This is a genomic window from Micromonospora sp. NPDC049903, from assembly GCF_044460945.1.
Lineage (GTDB): Bacteria > Actinomycetota > Actinomycetes > Mycobacteriales > Micromonosporaceae > Micromonospora.
In genome coordinates, this window is record NZ_JBITKL010000031.1 from 22,335 (window position 1) to 37,867 (window position 15,533).

The 15,533-nt window shown below is 72.4% G+C and carries 15 protein-coding genes; all 15 read right to left on the bottom strand.

The window, feature by feature from the left end; genetic code table 11:
• Nucleotides 1-3: 3 nt before the first annotated feature.
• The 15 genes from argB to hisG all read right to left on the bottom strand — a co-directional run bounded on the left by argB (nt 4) and on the right by hisG (nt 15,510).
• Nucleotides 4-891 (bottom strand): acetylglutamate kinase, encoded by an 888-nt coding sequence (gene argB, locus ACIBO1_RS28795; protein WP_350700076.1) that lies wholly within the window; start codon nt 889-891, stop codon nt 4-6.
• A 22-nt stretch (nt 892-913) separates the two neighbouring features.
• The gene (gene argJ / locus ACIBO1_RS28800) at nt 914-2,083 is read right to left on the bottom strand and encodes a bifunctional glutamate N-acetyltransferase/amino-acid acetyltransferase ArgJ (protein ID WP_396751871.1); all 1,170 of its coding nucleotides are present in this window, start codon (nt 2,081-2,083) and stop codon (nt 914-916) included.
• Entirely contained in the window at nt 2,080-3,081 is a 1,002-nt protein-coding gene (gene argC, locus ACIBO1_RS28805; RefSeq protein WP_396751873.1) for an N-acetyl-gamma-glutamyl-phosphate reductase, read from the bottom strand. The genes argJ and argC overlap by 4 nt, the downstream gene beginning before the upstream one ends.
• A 106-nt stretch (nt 3,082-3,187) precedes the next feature.
• Nucleotides 3,188-4,213, bottom strand: a complete 1,026-nt coding sequence (locus ACIBO1_RS28810) for an NAD-dependent epimerase/dehydratase family protein (RefSeq protein ID WP_396751875.1) — start codon at nt 4,211-4,213, stop codon at nt 3,188-3,190.
• Between the two features lie 8 nt (nt 4,214-4,221).
• Nucleotides 4,222-5,022, bottom strand: coding sequence for a glycosyltransferase family 2 protein (locus ACIBO1_RS28815; protein ID WP_396751877.1), 801 nt, complete (start codon nt 5,020-5,022; stop codon nt 4,222-4,224).
• A complete protein-coding gene (locus ACIBO1_RS28820) occupies nt 5,019-6,173 on the bottom strand; it encodes a nucleotide sugar dehydrogenase (protein WP_396751880.1) in 1,155 nt (384 codons plus the stop codon). Before ACIBO1_RS28820 ends, ACIBO1_RS28815 begins: the two co-directional genes overlap by 4 nt.
• A 243-nt stretch (nt 6,174-6,416) precedes the next feature.
• Nucleotides 6,417-8,987 (bottom strand): phenylalanine--tRNA ligase subunit beta, encoded by a 2,571-nt coding sequence (gene pheT / locus ACIBO1_RS28825; RefSeq protein WP_396751882.1) that lies wholly within the window; start codon nt 8,985-8,987, stop codon nt 6,417-6,419.
• Nucleotides 8,988-9,026: 39 nt separating this feature from the next.
• Nucleotides 9,027-10,097 (bottom strand): phenylalanine--tRNA ligase subunit alpha, encoded by a 1,071-nt coding sequence (gene pheS, locus ACIBO1_RS28830; RefSeq protein WP_396751884.1) that lies wholly within the window; start codon nt 10,095-10,097, stop codon nt 9,027-9,029.
• 202 nt (nt 10,098-10,299) lie between these two features.
• Nucleotides 10,300-11,097, bottom strand: a complete 798-nt coding sequence (locus ACIBO1_RS28835; protein ID WP_396751886.1) for a TrmH family RNA methyltransferase — start codon at nt 11,095-11,097, stop codon at nt 10,300-10,302.
• 67 nt (nt 11,098-11,164) lie between these two features.
• The gene (gene rplT, locus ACIBO1_RS28840; RefSeq protein ID WP_117230164.1) at nt 11,165-11,557 is read right to left on the bottom strand and encodes a 50S ribosomal protein L20; all 393 of its coding nucleotides are present in this window, start codon (nt 11,555-11,557) and stop codon (nt 11,165-11,167) included.
• Between the two features lie 33 nt (nt 11,558-11,590).
• Nucleotides 11,591-11,785, bottom strand: a complete 195-nt coding sequence (gene rpmI, locus ACIBO1_RS28845; protein WP_117230163.1) for a 50S ribosomal protein L35 — start codon at nt 11,783-11,785, stop codon at nt 11,591-11,593.
• A 20-nt stretch (nt 11,786-11,805) separates the two neighbouring features.
• Complete coding sequence (gene infC, locus ACIBO1_RS28850) at nt 11,806-12,441, bottom strand: translation initiation factor IF-3 (protein WP_350700095.1); 636 nt, start codon at nt 12,439-12,441, stop codon at nt 11,806-11,808.
• A gap of 596 nt (nt 12,442-13,037) precedes the next feature.
• Nucleotides 13,038-13,565 carry a PH domain-containing protein gene (locus ACIBO1_RS28855; protein ID WP_396751888.1) on the bottom strand — a complete coding sequence of 176 codons (528 nt, stop codon included), beginning with the start codon at nt 13,563-13,565 and terminating at the stop codon, nt 13,038-13,040.
• The gene (locus tag ACIBO1_RS28860) at nt 13,562-14,668 is read right to left on the bottom strand and encodes a DMT family transporter (protein ID WP_396751890.1); all 1,107 of its coding nucleotides are present in this window, start codon (nt 14,666-14,668) and stop codon (nt 13,562-13,564) included. Before ACIBO1_RS28860 ends, ACIBO1_RS28855 begins: the two co-directional genes overlap by 4 nt.
• On the bottom strand, nt 14,665-15,510 hold the full coding sequence (hisG, locus tag ACIBO1_RS28865) for an ATP phosphoribosyltransferase (RefSeq protein ID WP_396751893.1): 846 nt from the start codon (nt 15,508-15,510) through the stop codon (nt 14,665-14,667). Before hisG ends, ACIBO1_RS28860 begins: the two co-directional genes overlap by 4 nt.
• Nucleotides 15,511-15,533 lie beyond the last annotated feature (23 nt).

A 15,533-nucleotide genomic window follows, 5' to 3' on the forward strand; every position in this document is an offset into this window, starting at 1 on the left:
CGCTCATGAGGGGATCACCATCGTTCCGAAGCCTTCCGAGGTGAAAACTTCCAACAGGGTGGAGTGCGCGACCCGGCCGTCGACCACGTGGGCCGCGGGTACGCCGCCGGTGACCGCACGCAGGCAGGCCTCCATCTTGGGCACCATGCCCGACTCCAGCGACGGCAGCAGCTCGGCCAGCTCGGTGGTGCCGATCTCGCTGACCAGGCTGGAGGTGTCCGGCCAGTTGGCGTACAGACCGGGCACGTCGGTGAGCACGACCAGCTTGCGGGCGCGCAGCGCCACCGCCAGCGCGGCGGCGGCGGTGTCCGCGTTGAGGTTGTGCAGCACCCCGTCCACGTCCGGGGCCACCGTGGAGATCACCGGAATCCGGCCCGCCCCGATCAGGTCGTCGACCGCCGAGACGTCCACCGACTCGACGTCGCCGACCTGGCCCACGTCGACGGCTTCCCCGTCCACGTACGCGTGTCGGCGTACCGCGGTGAACAGCCCGGCGTCCTCGCCGGAGAGCCCGACCGCGAACGGACCGTGCGCGTTGATCAGCCCGACCAGTTCCCGGCCGACCTGCCCGACCAGCACCATCCGGACCACGTCCATCGCCTCCGGGGTGGTCACCCGCAGGCCGCCCCGGAACTCGCTGTCGATGCCGAGCCGACCGAGCATCGCCGAGATCTGCGGCCCCCCGCCGTGCACCACGACCGGCTTGAGCCCGACGTAGCGCAGGAACACCATGTCGGCGGCGAAGGCCCGCTGCAACTCGGGGTCGACCATGGCGTTGCCGCCGTACTTGACCACGACCGTGGACCCGGAGAAGCGGGCCAGCCAGGGCAGGGCCTCGATCAGGGTGGCGGCCTTCTCCTGGGCGCGGGTCAGATCCGAGGTCAGGGTCACCGGACCGGCCTTCCGTGATAGATCATGTTGAATACGCGGAGTTCTCGTGCACGTACCCGTGCGACAGGTCGTTGGTCCACACCGTCGCCTCGGCGGCCCCGGCGTGCAGGTCGATCCGGATGGTGACGTCCCGTCCGGTCAGGTCGACGCGGGAGCGATCCTCGGCGGCGGCGCCGGAGCGGCAGATCCAGATCCCGTTGACCGCCACGTCGATCTCGTCCGGCTCGAACGTGGCGGCGGTCGTGCCGACGGCGGCGAGGATCCGCCCCCAGTTCGGGTCGTTGCCGAACAGCGCGGTCTTCACCAGGTTGTTGCGGGCCACCGACCGGCCCACCTCGACCGCCTCGTCCTCGTTCGCCGCGCCGACCACCTCGATGGCGATCTCCTTCGTGGCGCCCTCGGCGTCGGCCAGCAACTGCCTCGCCAGGTCGTGGCAGGCGGCGGTGACCGCGTCGGTCAGCTCCGCCTCGCTCGGCGCGACCCCGGAGGCGCCGCTGGCCAGCAGCAGCACGGTGTCGTTCGTCGACATGCAGCCGTCGGAGTCGACCCGGTCGAAGGTGACCCGGGTGGCGGCCCGCAGCGCGGTGCCGAGCGTCTCCGGCGTGGCCACCGCGTCGGTGGTCAGCACGCAGAGCATGGTGGCCATGCCGGGAGCCAGCATGCCGGCGCCCTTGGCCATGCCACCGACGGTCCAGCCGTCGCCGCGCGTCACGGCGGTCTTCGGTCGGCTGTCGGTGGTCATGATCGCCTCGGCGGCGGCGTCGCCACCGTCACCGGTCAGGGCCCGCACCGCCGCGCCCACTCCCGGCAGGAGCTTGTCCATGGGGAGCCGTTCACCGATCAGGCCGGTGGAGCAGACGGCCACCTCACCGGCGCCGTACTCCCGACCGGTGACCGCGCTCAGTTCGGCGGCGGTGTGTTCGGCGGTGGCGTGGGTGTCCTGGAAGCCGGCCGGACCGGTGCAGGCGTTCGCGCCGCCGGAGTTGAGCACCACCACCCGGACCAGGCCGCCGTGGACCACCTGCTGGGTCCAGATCACCGGCGCGGCCTTGACCCGGTTGCTGGTGAAGACCGCAGCGACCCCGGCGTCCGGGCCGTCGTTGACCACCAGGGCCACGTCGGAGGCGCCGCTGGTCTTGAGGCCGGCGGCGACCCCGGCCGCCCGGAATCCCGCCGGAGTGGTGACGGTCATGGCGCGACTCCGAAGCAGGACAGGCCCGTGGTCTCGGGCAGACCGAACATCAGGTTGGCGTTCTGCACCGCCTGGCCGGCGGCGCCCTTGCCGAGGTTGTCCAGGGCGGCGACCACGATCAGCCGACCGGAGTCGACGTCGACGGTGGCCTGGAGGTGGCAGGCGTTGCCGCCGAGGGTGGCGGCGGTGTGCGGCCACCGTCCCTCGGGCAGCAGGTGCACGAAGGGTGCGTCCGCGTACGCCTGTGCCAGCACCGCGCGGGGGTCCACCTCGCCGGTCGGCCGCGCCGTGACGGTGGCCAGGATGCCGCGCGGCATCGGCGCCAGCACCGGCGTGAAGGACAGCCCGGTCGCGCCGGTGGCCTGCTTGATCTCGGGTACGTGCTGGTGGGCACCGACCTTGTAGGGCGACAGGTCGCCCGCCACCTCGCTGGCCAGCAGATGGGTCTTGGCGGCCCGGCCCGCGCCCGAGGTGCCGCTGGCGGCGACGACCACCACGTCGGCCGGGTCGGCGGCTCCGGCGGCGATCAACGGTGCCAGCGCCAGCACGATGGTGGCCGCGTAACAGCCGGTGTTGGCCACCCGCGTGGAGGCGGCGATGCGCTCCCGCTGGCCGGGCAGCTCGGGCAGGCCGTAGGTCCACGCGCCGGCGTGGGTGCCGCCGTAGTAGCGGGTCCAGGCCTCGCCGTCGACCAGGCGGTGGTCCGCGCCGAGGTCCACCACCCGCACCTGCGCGGGCAGCCGGGCCGCGAGAGCGGCCGACTCACCGTGCGGCAGCGCGAGGAAGACCAGGTCGGCGTCGGCCAGTACGTCCGGGGTGGTCGCCGCGAAGGTCAGGTCCATGCCGGTGAGCTGCGGGTGCACGGTGTCCAGCGGTTGCCCCGCCTGACTGTGCGCGGTGGCGGCGACCAGCTCGAACTCGGGGTGCCCGGCCAGCAGGCGCAGCAGCTCACCTCCGGCGTATCCGCTCGCCCCGGCGACTGCGACCCGAATTCCCATACCTACCTCCGCATGACTATGCAGAAGAGGTTAGCAGCGCCTGATGACTGACCGCAAGGTCATGCATACCGCTGCATGGTGATGTCACCGGACGGCGTTCGGGACCTCAGAGACGCCCCTCGGCCACCGCCCGGGTCACCCACGGGATGACCTCGTCAAGCATCTCGTCCAGCGAGGTGGTGGCCGTGAAACCGAGCACCTCGGCGGCCTTGGTGGTGTCCGGGACGCGCTTGCGCACGTCGTACTCGAAAGGATCGTCACTGACGTGGCGGAACGGCACGTCCGGTCCCTTGATCTTGTGCCAGATCAGCTCGGCCAACTCCAGGACGGTGGTCGACCGCGTGGTGGAGAGGTTGAAGTCCTCGTTGCGCGCGGCCGGGTGCTCGACGGCGAGCGCGATGCCCCGCGCCAGGTCACCGCCGTAGGTGTAGTGCCGCACCTGGTCGCCCTCGCCGAGGATGTGCAGTGGGTCCTGCCCCTTGACGATCTTCTGCACCAGGTCGGGCACCACGTGCGACATGGCCAGCTTCACGTTGCCGGAGAGCACCTCGGCCTGGCCCAGGGCCCGCCCCTCCCCCACGCCCACGCAGTTGAACGGCCGCACGATCGTGTACGGCAACCGGTACTGCTCCCAGGCGGCCCGGGCGTAGTACTCCACGGCCAGCTTCTGGAAGCCGTACGAGGACAGCGGCGGCGGGATCCGACGCTCGTCGCCCTCCCGGCTCGGCCAGTGCGCGGTCGACTCGAACACCATCGAGGAGGAGAGGTAGGTGACCTTGGCCAGCCGTCCCTCCCGATGGGCCCGGATCGCCGCGTCGCAGGTGGCCGCCATGATCCGTTCGTTGGTGGCGAGCAGGTCGTAGGCGTACGCGTGGAAGTAGGAGATCCCGCCGATCATCGCCGCGCCGGCGACCAGGTGATCACAGCCGTCGAGCAGGTCGGTGAGCAGGTCGACGTCGCGCGCGTCGCCCTCGACGAACCGGAAGCGCGGGTGCGCGTCGTAGCTGTGGGTGACCGGCCCGTACTTCGAGAAGTCGTCGATACCGACCACCTCGTGCCCGCGATCGAGCAACTCGGAGACCAGGTAGCCGCCGATGAAGCCGGCCGAACCGGTTACCAGGACCTTCGCCACGTACGCTCCTAAGCCGTCTTCTCGTACTCGGTGCCGCGCTTGTCGTACTCGGTGCCGCGCGGAACCGCCACGACCGCCGGACCGCGCCGGGCGGCCATCTTCTCCCGGCTCAGCCGTCGACCGTAGGAGAAGAAGTACCAACGCAGGTAGCCCGGCAGGAAGCGCCCCAGGTCGAAGTGCGACTCGCCGAGCGGCCGGTCCAGCCAGATCGTCGGGATCTCCGCCACCGGCAGCCGCAGCCGGGTCGCCTTGGCGGTCAACTCCAGCCCGATCTCGAAGCCGGTCCGCGACTCGATACCGACCTCCCGCACGAACGCGGTGTCGTACGCCTTGAAGCTGTTGGTGGCGTCCCGGGTGCCGACCCGGGCGAAGGTGTAGAGGCTCCGGCCCGCCCAGCGGGACATGAGCCGCTTCAACCGTGGACCGCCGACCTGCTGGCCGCCCGGCATGTAGCGGGACGCCGCCGCGACCACCACCCCACGGTCCACCAGCCGGGCCAGCTCGTCGATCTGCCGGGGGTCGTCACAGCCGTCGGCCATCGTCACCACCACGACCGGCCCCCGGGCCGCGTCGATGCCGAACCGGATCGCGTTGGCCGGTCCCCGGCCGTAGGTGTTCAGCACCGCCCGCACCCGAGGATCGGTCCGCGCGATCTGCGCGACGTACGGCACCGTGCTGTCCTCGGGCTGGTCGTGCACGATGAGCACCTCGGCGGGGAGCATCAGCTCCCGCAGCATCCGTTCCAGGCAGCGGACGATCGCCTCGCCCTCGTCGTAGACCGGCACGATCACCGAGACGCGCGGGTTCACACCCGCACCCCCTGCCCGGTCAGGCCCCACATGTCGATCACCGGTCGATCGGTGTCGAGGCGGGCGTACTGTTCGTGCGGTGCCGCGATCACCAGGAGATCCGAGCGGCGCAGCACCTCGTCCAGGTCGAGGAACCGCTCGTCGACCACGTACGGGTCGGTGCACAGCGTCGCCCGGGTCTTCAAGGCCAGGATCTTGCGCAGCTTGTACGCCAGGCTCTCCCGAGGGTCGTCGCTGCCGCCCTTGAACGCCATCCCGAGGATGCCCACCGTCGAGGCGGCCAGGTCGAAGCGGTCCTCCAACCGGGACACCAGGTACAGCGGCAGCCCCTCGTTGATCAGCATCGCCGAGTGGCCGAGCACGAAATTGTTCCGGTTGAACGCGGCCAACTGCATGGTGTCCTTGAACAGGCACGGTCCGGCGGCGAACCCCGGCATCGGCAGGTCCGCCGCGCGCGGGTAGTCGTACGCCACCGCGTGCCGGATCCGGGAGAAGTCGAGCCCGAAGTCGTTGGCCATCATCCAGAACTGGTTGGCGGTGGCGAACTTGATGTAGCGCCACGTGTTGGTGAACAACTTCGCCAGCTCCGCCTCCTCCGGCTGCAACGGCACGATCTGCTCGGTGAGGTGCCGGAACAACCGCTCCGCCCGAGCCTGTGCCTCCGGCGTACGCGCGGCGACGATCTGCGGCAGCGCGAACAGCTCGGTCATCGCGTGGCCCTCGGCGATCCGCTCCGGACAGAAGGCGACGTCGGCGTGCACCCCCTTGGCGGCCAGCAGCTTCTCGGTCAGCGCGGTCACGCCCGGATAGACGGTGCTGCGCAGCACGACGAGCTGCCCGTCCCGCAGGTGCTCGGCGCACCGCTCGAGAGCCCGGGGCACGGCGCCGAGATCCGGGTTGAGGTGCTCGTCGACCGGGGTCCCCACGACGACCACCAGATGCTCGGAGACGCCCACCGCCGCCGGGTCGGTGGTGGCCCGGAGACGACCGGTGGCGACCGCCTCGGCCAGCGGTGCGGCGGCACCCGCCTCCGCGAACGGCAACGTGGCGGCGTTGACGGTGTCCACCGCGTCGGCGTTGAGGTCGTACAGCACGACGGAGAGCCCACGGGCGGCGAAGGCGATGCCCAGTGGGAGGCGACCCGGCCACAACCACCGACTATGCAGACGTCGACCGCGGAGGGTGGCTCGTCGGACATGAGGGGACTCCCGTGGGGGTGGCGGGGCGATCGGCCTCGGTGCGCGGAATCCAAGCAGGCTAACCGCTCGGACGTGACTCGCGGGTAACCAAACAGCTATCGATACGCGCCTTTCGGCCGATCTCTGCCCTGGATGCAAGGAAGGGGCCCCTCCTATGCACGAGGCGTTAGGAGGGGACCCTTCCTTTCATCGTCGTCAGGCGCCGCGCAGGGTCGCCTGGAAGCGCTCGGCGGCACGGGCCACCGCGGCGTCCCGGGCGGCGACCGCCTCCTCGACGGTCAGCGTCCGGTCGGGTGCGCGGAAGGTCAGCTTGTACGCCAACGACTTGCGGCCCGCGCCCAACTGGTCGGAGGCGTACACGTCGAACAGCCGCACCGATTCCAGCAGGTCACCGGCACCCTCGGTGAGGGCCTGCCGCACCGACTCCGCCGGGACCGACTCGTCCACCACCAGCGCCACGTCGATCAGCGCCGGCGGGAAGCCGGACACCGTCGGCGCGAGCGCCACCGGCGCCTCCGGCAACGCGTCCAGGTCCAGCTCCATGGCGCTGGTCCGGCGGGGCAGTTCCAGCGTGGCGAGCACCGTCGGGTGCAGTTCACCGGCGTGACCGACCACCGTGCCGTCCACCAGCAACGCGGCGCACCGGCCGGGATGCCACGGGGCGTACTCGGCGGCCCGCACCTCGATGCTGTCCTGCGGCACCCCGGCGGCGGCGAGCACCGCCCGACCCGCCTCGACAGCGTCCGCCCAGCCGGCGGCCCGACCCGCGCCCCACCAGCCGGCCGGCTCGACGTCGCCGGTCAGCACGACCGCGACGTGCCGGGGCTGGTCCGGGACGACCGCGTCGGCGGCGGCGAACTCCTCGTCGGTGGGACGCCGGTCGACGCCCATCACCGGCGGACGTCCGGCATCCGGACGCGCACGGAACACCGTGCCGGTCTCATACAGCGCCAGGTCCCGCAGGCCACGACCCAGATTGCGGCGGACGATGCCGAGCAGCGGACCGAGCAGCGCGGTCCGCAGCAGCGGCTCCTCCTCGGACAGCGGGTTGGCGAGCCGGACCGCCTGGCGACGCGGGTCGTCGGCGGGCAGCCCGAGCTGGTCGGCCAGTTCGGCCGCCACGAACGGATGCGCCAGCACCTCGACGAAGCCGCGTTCGGCGAGCGAGCGGCACACCGCGCGGTGACGACGCTGCCGCGCGGTCAACCCCCGCCCGGGCGGCGCGGTCGGCAGCACCGACGGCACCTTGTCGTACCCGTCGAGGCGGGCCACCTCCTCGACCAGGTCGGCCGGATCGGTCAGGTCGGGCCGCCAGGTCGGCGGGGTGACGCTGAGCGCCTCGACACCGGCCACGGCACCCACCTCGCCCGCGTCCTCGGTGAGCCGGTCGGCGCCCCGGGCGACGGTGCACCCGACCTGTTCCAGCAGCGCTACCACCCGAGCCGGCGGGTATTCCACGCCGACCCGCCGGGTGGGCAGGTCCACCGGCAGCACCACCGGCGTACGCGGTGCGACGTGGTCGATGTCCAGCACCTCGTCGGCGACGGTGCCGCCCGCGTACTCGGTGAGCAGCCGTACCGCCCGCTCGATCGCGACCAGCGGCAGGGCCGGGTCCACGCCCCGCTCCCAGCGCTTCGCGGCCTCGCTGAACAGCTTGTGCCGGCGAGCGGTGCGCCCGACCATCACCGGGTCCCAGTGCGCGGCCTCGAACAGCACGTTGACGGTGCCGGGCACCACCTCGCTGGTCTCGCCACCCATCACGGCGGCGAGCGAGATCGGCACGCCCTCACCGGCGACCGGGTTCGGTGCCCCGGTGTCGCAGATGACCATGTCCTCCGGCGCCAGCGCCCGGGTCACCCCGTCGAGCGTGGTCAGCTTCTCGCCCGCTTCGGCCCGTCGGACCACCAGCGCGCCGGTGATCCGGTCCGCGTCGAAGGCGTGCATCGGCTGGCCGAGTTCCAGCATCACGTAGTTGGTGATGTCCACCGGCAGCGAGATGGTGCGGATGCCGGCGACGGTGAGCCGCCGCTGCATCCAGTCGGGGCTCGGCGCGGTCGGGTCCACGCCACACACCAGCCGGGCCGCGAACCGGTCGCAGCCGACCGTGTCCCGGACCTCGACCGGGTACGCCGGCGCGTCCGTGCCGGCCGGCGCGGGGACCAGACCGGGGTCCCGGAAGCCGACCCCGAGGGCCAGCGCCAACTCGCGGGCCAGACCCCGCAGCGACATCTGGTAGCCCCGGTCCGGGGTGATCTCCACCTCCACCACGACGTCGTCGAGGCCGACCACCGGTCGGGCGTCGTCACCGGGCTTGGCGGCGGTGCCCTCGGGCAGCACCACGATGCCGTCGTGGTCGTCGCCGAGGCCCAGCTCGCGCTCGGAGCAGATCATGCCGTTGGAGTTGCGCCCGTACGTCTTGCGGGCGCCGATGGCGAAGCCACCCGGCAGGACACCACCGGGCAGGATCACCACCACCCGGTCGCCCGGGGCGAAGTTGCGCGCCCCACAGACGATCTCCTGCGGCTCGCCGGTGCCGTTGGCGGCGCCGACGTCGACCCGGCAGAACCGGATCGGCTTCTTGAACCCGGTCAGCTCCTCGATCTCGAGGACCTCACCGACCACCAGCGCCCCCTGGACCGTGTCGGCCAGGTCCACGATCGACTCGACCTCGATACCGAGGTCGACCAGGGCCCGCTCCAGGTCGGCGGCGGGCAGGTCGGCCGGGAGGTCGACGTACTCCCGCAGCCAACTGACAGAAACTCGCATGACTTGTGACCACCGTCTCCGTGACTCGAACCCGTCGCCCTACACCCCGGCCCCGAACGCGCGGGTGAACCGCACGTCGCCTTCGGCCATGTCCCGCATGTCGCTGACCCCGTGCCGGAACATCACCGTGCGGTCGATGCCCATGCCGAAGGCGAACCCCGAGTAGACCTCCGGGTCGATGCCGCAGGCGCGCAGCACCCGCGGGTTGACCATGCCGCAGCCGCCCCACTCCACCCAGCGGGGGCCGTCGCGGTGCTCCGGGAACCAGACGTCGAACTCGGCCGACGGCTCGGTGAACGGGAAGTAGTGCGGCCGGAAGCGGGTCCGCGCACCCTCGCCGAACATCGCCCGGGCGAAGTGGTCCAGGGTGCCGCGCAGGTGGGCCATGGTGATGCCCTTGTCCACCACCAGGCCCTCGACCTGGTGGAAGACGGGCGCGTGGGTGGCGTCCAACTCGTCGGTGCGGTAGACCCGGCCGGGCACGACCACATAGATCGGCGGCTTGCGGGTCAGCATGGTCCGCGCCTGCACCGGCGAGGTGTGGGTCCGCAGGACCAGCCCGGACTCCTCGGTGGGTGCGATGTGGAACGTGTCCATCAGGCCGCGCGCCGGGTGGTCCGGTCCGATGTTCAACGCGTCGAAGTTGGTCCACTCCAACTCGACCTCGGGTCCCTCGGCCACCTCGTAGCCCATCCCGACGAACAGATCGCTGATCTGCTCGGTCAGCTGGCTGATCGGGTGCCGGGAGCCACGCGGCCGCCGGTCGTAGGGCAACGTCACGTCGACGCGCTCCTCCACCAGCACCCGCTCGGCCTGTTCGCGCTCCAGCACCTCGGCGCGGGCGGCGTGGGCCTGCTCGATGGCACGGCGGGCCTCGTTGACCCGCTTGCCGGCGTCGGACTTGGCGGCCGGCGGCAGCGCGCCGATCTCCCGGCGGGCCAGCGAGACCGGGGCGCGGTCACCGAGGTGCGCCGGGCGCACCGCGGCCAGCGCGTCGGGGTCACCGGCGGCGGCGAACGCCTTCTCGGCCTCGGTCACGGCCTCGGCCAGGGCGGCCGGGTCGAGCAGGGCGACCTGCTTCGGGTCGTACGGATCGTTGCGGTAGCTCATGGCGTACGGGCACTCCCTCACGGCGGTGCCGGCCCTCACGGGCGGCGAAGCGAGTCTACGGACGCGCGGCTGCGCCGCAGCCCGCCGGTGGGAGTCGCGTGGGGAGCAGGTCAGGCCCGCCGCCCGCCGACACCGGCGGGCTGGCTAAAGGAACGCCGTATCGCGTTCACCATGGGGGCCGCTCTCCTTGTGGGGTGTGAGGTCAGCGCTGCGCTCTCGCCGAAGCGTACAGGCAGACCGCCGCAGCCGCAGCCAGGTTGAGGCTCTCGGCACGCCCGTGCAGCGGCACCCGGACCCGGGCGTCGGCGGTCTCGACCAGCTCGGCGGGCAGGCCGTGCGCCTCGGAGCCGAACAGCCAGGCGGTGGGCGTGGCGAGCCGACCGGCGTCGGCCAGGTCGTCGAGGTCGTCGGCGCCGTGCCCGGTGGCGGCGAACACGGTCAGCCCGGCGGACCGCGCCGCGACGACCACCTCGGCGGGGTCGCGTTCGCGGACCACGTCGACGTGGAACAGGCTGCCGGCCGAGGACCGGACACACTTGCCGTTGTACGGGTCGACCGCCTCCCCGGCGAAGACCACCACGGCGGCCCCGGCCGCGTCGGCGGTCCGCAGCACTGTGCCGGCGTTGCCCGGGTCACGGATGCCGGCGAGTACGGCGACCAGGCGCGGGCCTCGGGCCAGGGCGGTCTCCAGCGGTACGTCGACGTGCTCGCAGACGGCGACCAGTCCCTGCGGTGCGACGGTCTCGGCGAGCGCGGCGAGCGCCTCCTCGGTCACCTCGGAGACGGGTACGTCGTCCCGGGCGGCGGCTGCCGCGAGGTCGGCGTACCGGTCGAGGGCGGCCGGGGTGCCGAACAGCTCCCGCACCGTACGCGGACGGGCCAGGGCCTCGCGGACCGCCTGCGGCCCCTCGGCCAGGAACCGGCCGGTGGCCTCGCGGTCCCGGCGGCGGTGGAGCCGGCGGGCGGCGACCACCCGGGGGGTACGCGGTGTGAAGGTCATGTTGTCCTCACCACACACGCGCGAGGCGCCCCCGGTCGTGGGGACGCCTCACTGCGTTGTGCGGGGATCAGGCGGCCTGAGCCGGCGCGCCGCCGGTGCCCTCGGCCTTGACCGCGGCCCGGGCCAGCTCGACGATCGCCGCGAACGCCGGAGCGTCGTGGACCGCCATGTCGGCCAGGATCTTGCGGTCGACCTCGATGCCGGCCAGGCGCAGGCCCTGGATCAGGCGGTTGTAGGTCATCCCGTTGGCACGGGCACCCGCGTTGATCCGCTGGATCCACAGCTGCCGGAAGTCGCCCTTGCGGTCGCGACGGTCCCGGTAGGCGTACTGCATCGAGTGCAGCACCTGCTCCTTGGCCTTGCGGTACAGCCGGGAGCGCTGACCGCGGTAGCCACTCGCGGTCTCCAGCAGGGTACGGCGCTTCTTCTGGGCGTTCACAGCCCGCTTGACGCGTGCCATCTCAACTCCTTCTTGGACTCAGGTTGGCGCGCGTCAGCGGCCGAGCAGCTTCTTGAGGCGCTTGACGTCGGACTTGGCGACCTCGACCAGGCCCGTCAGCCGCCGGGTACGGGTGGAGGACTTCTTCTCCAGGTTGTGGCGCAGACCGGCCTGCTGCTTCATGATCTTGCCCTTGCCGGTCACGCGGACCCGCTTGCCCGTCCCCGTGTGGCTCTTCATCTTCGGCATGTGGAACGTCTTCTCCCCTGTTACTCGCCGCTGTTGTCGGCGACGGTGCCGGTGTCACCGGCTGCTGCGGTCTCGCCGGCCTCCGGCGCGGCGGAATCCTCCGCTGCCCGGTCCCGGGGCGCCCCGCCCCGGGAGGCGACCGCGGCGACCGCGGCGGCCTTGGTGGCGCGGTGCGGCGCGAGCACCATGATCATGTTTCGACCGTCCTGCTTCGGAGCGGCCTCGACGTACCCCAGCTCCGAGATCTCGCTCTCCAGCCGACGCAGGAGCCGGTAACCCAGCTCCGGGCGACTCTGCTCGCGACCGCGGAACATGATCGTCACCTTGACCTTGTCGCCGGCCTTGAGGAACCGCACCACGTGACCCTTCTTGGTCTCGTAGTCGTGCGGATCGATCTTCGGCCGGAGCTTCATCTCCTTGATGACGGTCTGCTGCTGATTACGCCGCGCTTCGCGCGCCTTGAGTGCGCTCTCGTACTTGAACTTGCCGAAGTCCATGAGCTTGCACACCGGCGGGCGCGCCATGGGCGCAACCTCGACCAGGTCCAGATCGACGTCCGCGGCCAGCTGAAGGGCGCGCTCCAGCGGGACGATGCCCACCTGCTCACCCTCGGGGCCGACCAGTCGGACCTCACGTGCCCGGATCTGCTCGTTCACGCGTGGTTCGACGCTGATGGGGCCTCCTCGAGTCGGTTCTTCATGCGTGGCCGACCCGGTGGCTCCCGGTTGGGAACCGACCCGGAAAGCAGAAGGCCCCGGCGCATGCCAGGGCCCGCTCGACCGGTCGGCACGATCACAGGATCGCGCATCCCGGCCCGGGACATGCCCGGAACCGGAGACCGGACCCGGCCGCCGCAGTCGGCGACTCGGGTGGGAGCAGGCGCCCCACTTTCATGGCCGCCCGCGCAACGCGGACAGCCTGGTCGACTCGACCACACTACACCGTCGGTAACCACGCCCCCAAACCGACCCGCCCCTGTCTCGCTCCGCCTGCGCTGATCCAGCCGCCTGCGCTGATGGTCTGTCGTCCGCGCGCCGGTTGGTGGTCTGGTCCGGGCCCTGTCGAGCTGAACCGTCGACGCCATCACCGAGGGCCGGACCCGGGGCGATCCGTTCGTGCGGTCAGCTCGACAGGCCGCCGACCACACGAGTGCAGCGGCGAAGGCGACGCAGCGTGACGGCCGGCCGCGTGGCAGCGGTTCGGCCGGTGCGACAGCGACCGACCAGGACAACCAGCACGCGGCAGAGGCGGGTCAGCGGGTGGCGCGCTCGGTGACGGCGGTCAGGTGCGCCTGGTGCAGGCGGCGCAGGGCACGGACGCCGTCGACGGCGAGCTGCTTGTCGGCGGCCTGGAGGGCGACCACCGGCAGCAGGTCGTCGTCGTACAGCTCCAGGGCCGCCCACGGTGCGCCCCGGTCGAAGCGGACGCCGCGGACGACCTCCCAGGGCAGCTCGTACGAGCCGATGATGTTGCGGACCCGGATGCGGTGGGCGTCGGCCTCGACCCGGGGGCGGGTGAACAGCAGCGTGCCGAGGGCGAAGAGGACGCCGAGCCCGATCATGGCGAACTGGTCGCCACGCTGGAAGGTGCCGTAGCCGTTGCCGGTGGGACCGGTCAGCGTGGTGGCGATCAGGGCGAACACGACGACCAGTACGGCCGCCGAGATCCAGCAGACCAGCCGGATGCGGCGCGGTTGCAGGCGGACCCGGTCGGTGCCGCCCGCCGGGTCGCGTTCGCTCGTGCCGGCACTGGCCTGCGTCGCGTCCCGCCGCTCACTCATGTGCCCAGTTTGCCATCCGGCCCCGGCGTGTCGTCCGGCGCCACACGGACCGCGCCGTCGTCCCCGTCGGTCCCGGCCCCGGCGACCGAGGGCGGACCGGCCGACAGCGGACCCGACGGCGACCGCTCCGGCACCGGCGGACCGGACTGTGGCGGGACCGGGGGTGGTGGTGTGCCGGTGGCCGGGGCGGTGGCGGCGCGGGGGCCGCGACTGGCGACCAGCACGGCGAGCAGGGTGAGCACGGCGCCGGCCAGGACCGGTAGCCGGGCGCCGGGGCCCTGCGGCAGCAGCACGTCCAGCAGCAGGGCGCCGACGAGTTGGCCGCCGACCAGGGCCAGGCCGGTGCGCAGGACGCCGGCCGCGCGGACGCCGATCACCAGGGCCGCGACGATGCCGACGCCGAGCAGCCCGCCGGTGTAGAGGTGCCAACCGCTCGGCCAACTGATGGACGGGCCGGTGAAGGCACCGGCCAGCGCGGCGACGAGCAGCACCACCGGCGTACTGACGACGAAGTTGACCGCGACTCCGGCGGCGGCCGAACCGGCGGCGGAGATCCGGCCGTTGAGCGCGGCCTGCAACGCCACGGCGACGCCGCCGAGCACGGCCAGCAGGAGCACGCCGACGGCCAGGTCACCGATCGGTCGTCCGGTCTGGGCCAGGGCCACCGCGGCCACCCCGAGCAGCGCCCCGGCGATGCGCGGCGCGGTGAGCGGCAGCCGACCCACCGGGGCCAGGCCGGAGCGGTCCGAGGCCAGCCCGCCGAGGCTGCTGCCGGCGACCTGGGCGATGGTGAAGACCGCGACGCCGAGCACCGGCACGGCGTAGGCGGCGAGCACCACGATGGCCGCGCCGCCCAGCCCGCCCAGGTACGACCACCAGGGCAGCCGGGCCCGCCGCAGCGCGACGAGCCCGGTCCGCATGGACGGCAACGCCAGCAGCCCGAGCAGCACCAGCAGGCAGCCGCCGAGGTTGTTGACGACCGCACCCAGGGTGGCGTTGCCGGTCTGCTGCCCCAGCTCGGCGTTGACCGCGCCCTGCGCCGCCGACGCGACGCCGCCGAGGGTGACCAGGGCGAGCGCGAGCGCCGTCGGGCGCGGCCTCACAGCCGGCAGGCGTGGATGTTGGTGACCAGGATCGCCCGGGCGCCGAGGTCGTACAGCTCGTCCATGATCTGGTGTACGTCGTCGCGCAGCACCATGGCCTGCACCGCGACCCAGCCCTCGCGGTGCAGCGGGGAGACGGTCGGCGACTCGATGCCGGGGGTCAGCGAGCTGGCCCGGTCCAGCAGCCCGGCCGGTACGTCGTAGGCGAGCATCACGTAGCGGCGGGCCACCAGCACCCCGTGCAGCCGCCGTAGCAACTGCTCGGCCTGCGGGTGGCCGTCGGCGCCGACCCGGCGGACCAGCACCGCCGACGAGCGCAGCAGCGGCTCGCCGAAGACCACCAACCCGGCCTGGCGCAGCGTGGCGCCGGTCTCGACCACGTCGGCGACCACGTCGGCGACGCCGAGCCGGATGGCGTTCTCCACCGCGCCGTCGAGCCGGATCACGTCGGCCTTGACGCCCAGCTCGGTCAGGTGCCGTTCGACCAGCCCCGGGTACGCGGTGGCGATCCGGTGCCCACCGAGTTCCCGGACGTCGTCGACGTCGTCGGGCCGGGCGGCGAAGCGGAAGGTGGCCCGGCCGAAGTTCAGGTCGACGATCTCCTCGGCCGGCGCGCCGGAGTCGATCAGCAGGTCCCGGCCGGTGATGCCGACATCCAGGTCACCGGAGCCGACGTAGGTGGCGATGTCCTTCGGGCGCAGGTAGAAGAACTCGATGTCGTTGGGCTCGTCCCGGCAGACCAGGTCCTTGGGATCGGTGCGCTGGCGGTAGCCCGCCTCGCGCAGCATCTTGGCGGCGGATTCGGCCAGGGCGCCCTTGTTGGGTACGGCGACACGCAGCATGACGGAGTGCTCCTTCGATCGGG

Coding starts and splice junctions, on each gene's coding strand:
- ACIBO1_RS28855 (WP_396751888.1), bottom strand. CDS start 13,565: ATGAGTGAGCGGCGGGACGCGACGCAGGCCAGTGCCGGCACGAGCGAA.
- ACIBO1_RS28835 (WP_396751886.1), bottom strand. CDS start 11,097: ATGACCTTCACACCGCGTACCCCCCGGGTGGTCGCCGCCCGCCGGCTC.
- hisG (WP_396751893.1), bottom strand. CDS start 15,510: ATGCTGCGTGTCGCCGTACCCAACAAGGGCGCCCTGGCCGAATCCGCC.
- rplT (WP_117230164.1), bottom strand. CDS start 11,557: ATGGCACGCGTCAAGCGGGCTGTGAACGCCCAGAAGAAGCGCCGTACC.
- pheS (WP_396751884.1), bottom strand. CDS start 10,097: ATGAGCTACCGCAACGATCCGTACGACCCGAAGCAGGTCGCCCTGCTC.
- argC (WP_396751873.1), bottom strand. CDS start 3,081: ATGGGAATTCGGGTCGCAGTCGCCGGGGCGAGCGGATACGCCGGAGGT.
- pheT (WP_396751882.1), bottom strand. CDS start 8,987: ATGCGAGTTTCTGTCAGTTGGCTGCGGGAGTACGTCGACCTCCCGGCC.
- rpmI (WP_117230163.1), bottom strand. CDS start 11,785: ATGCCGAAGATGAAGAGCCACACGGGGACGGGCAAGCGGGTCCGCGTG.
- argJ (WP_396751871.1), bottom strand. CDS start 2,083: ATGACCGTCACCACTCCGGCGGGATTCCGGGCGGCCGGGGTCGCCGCC.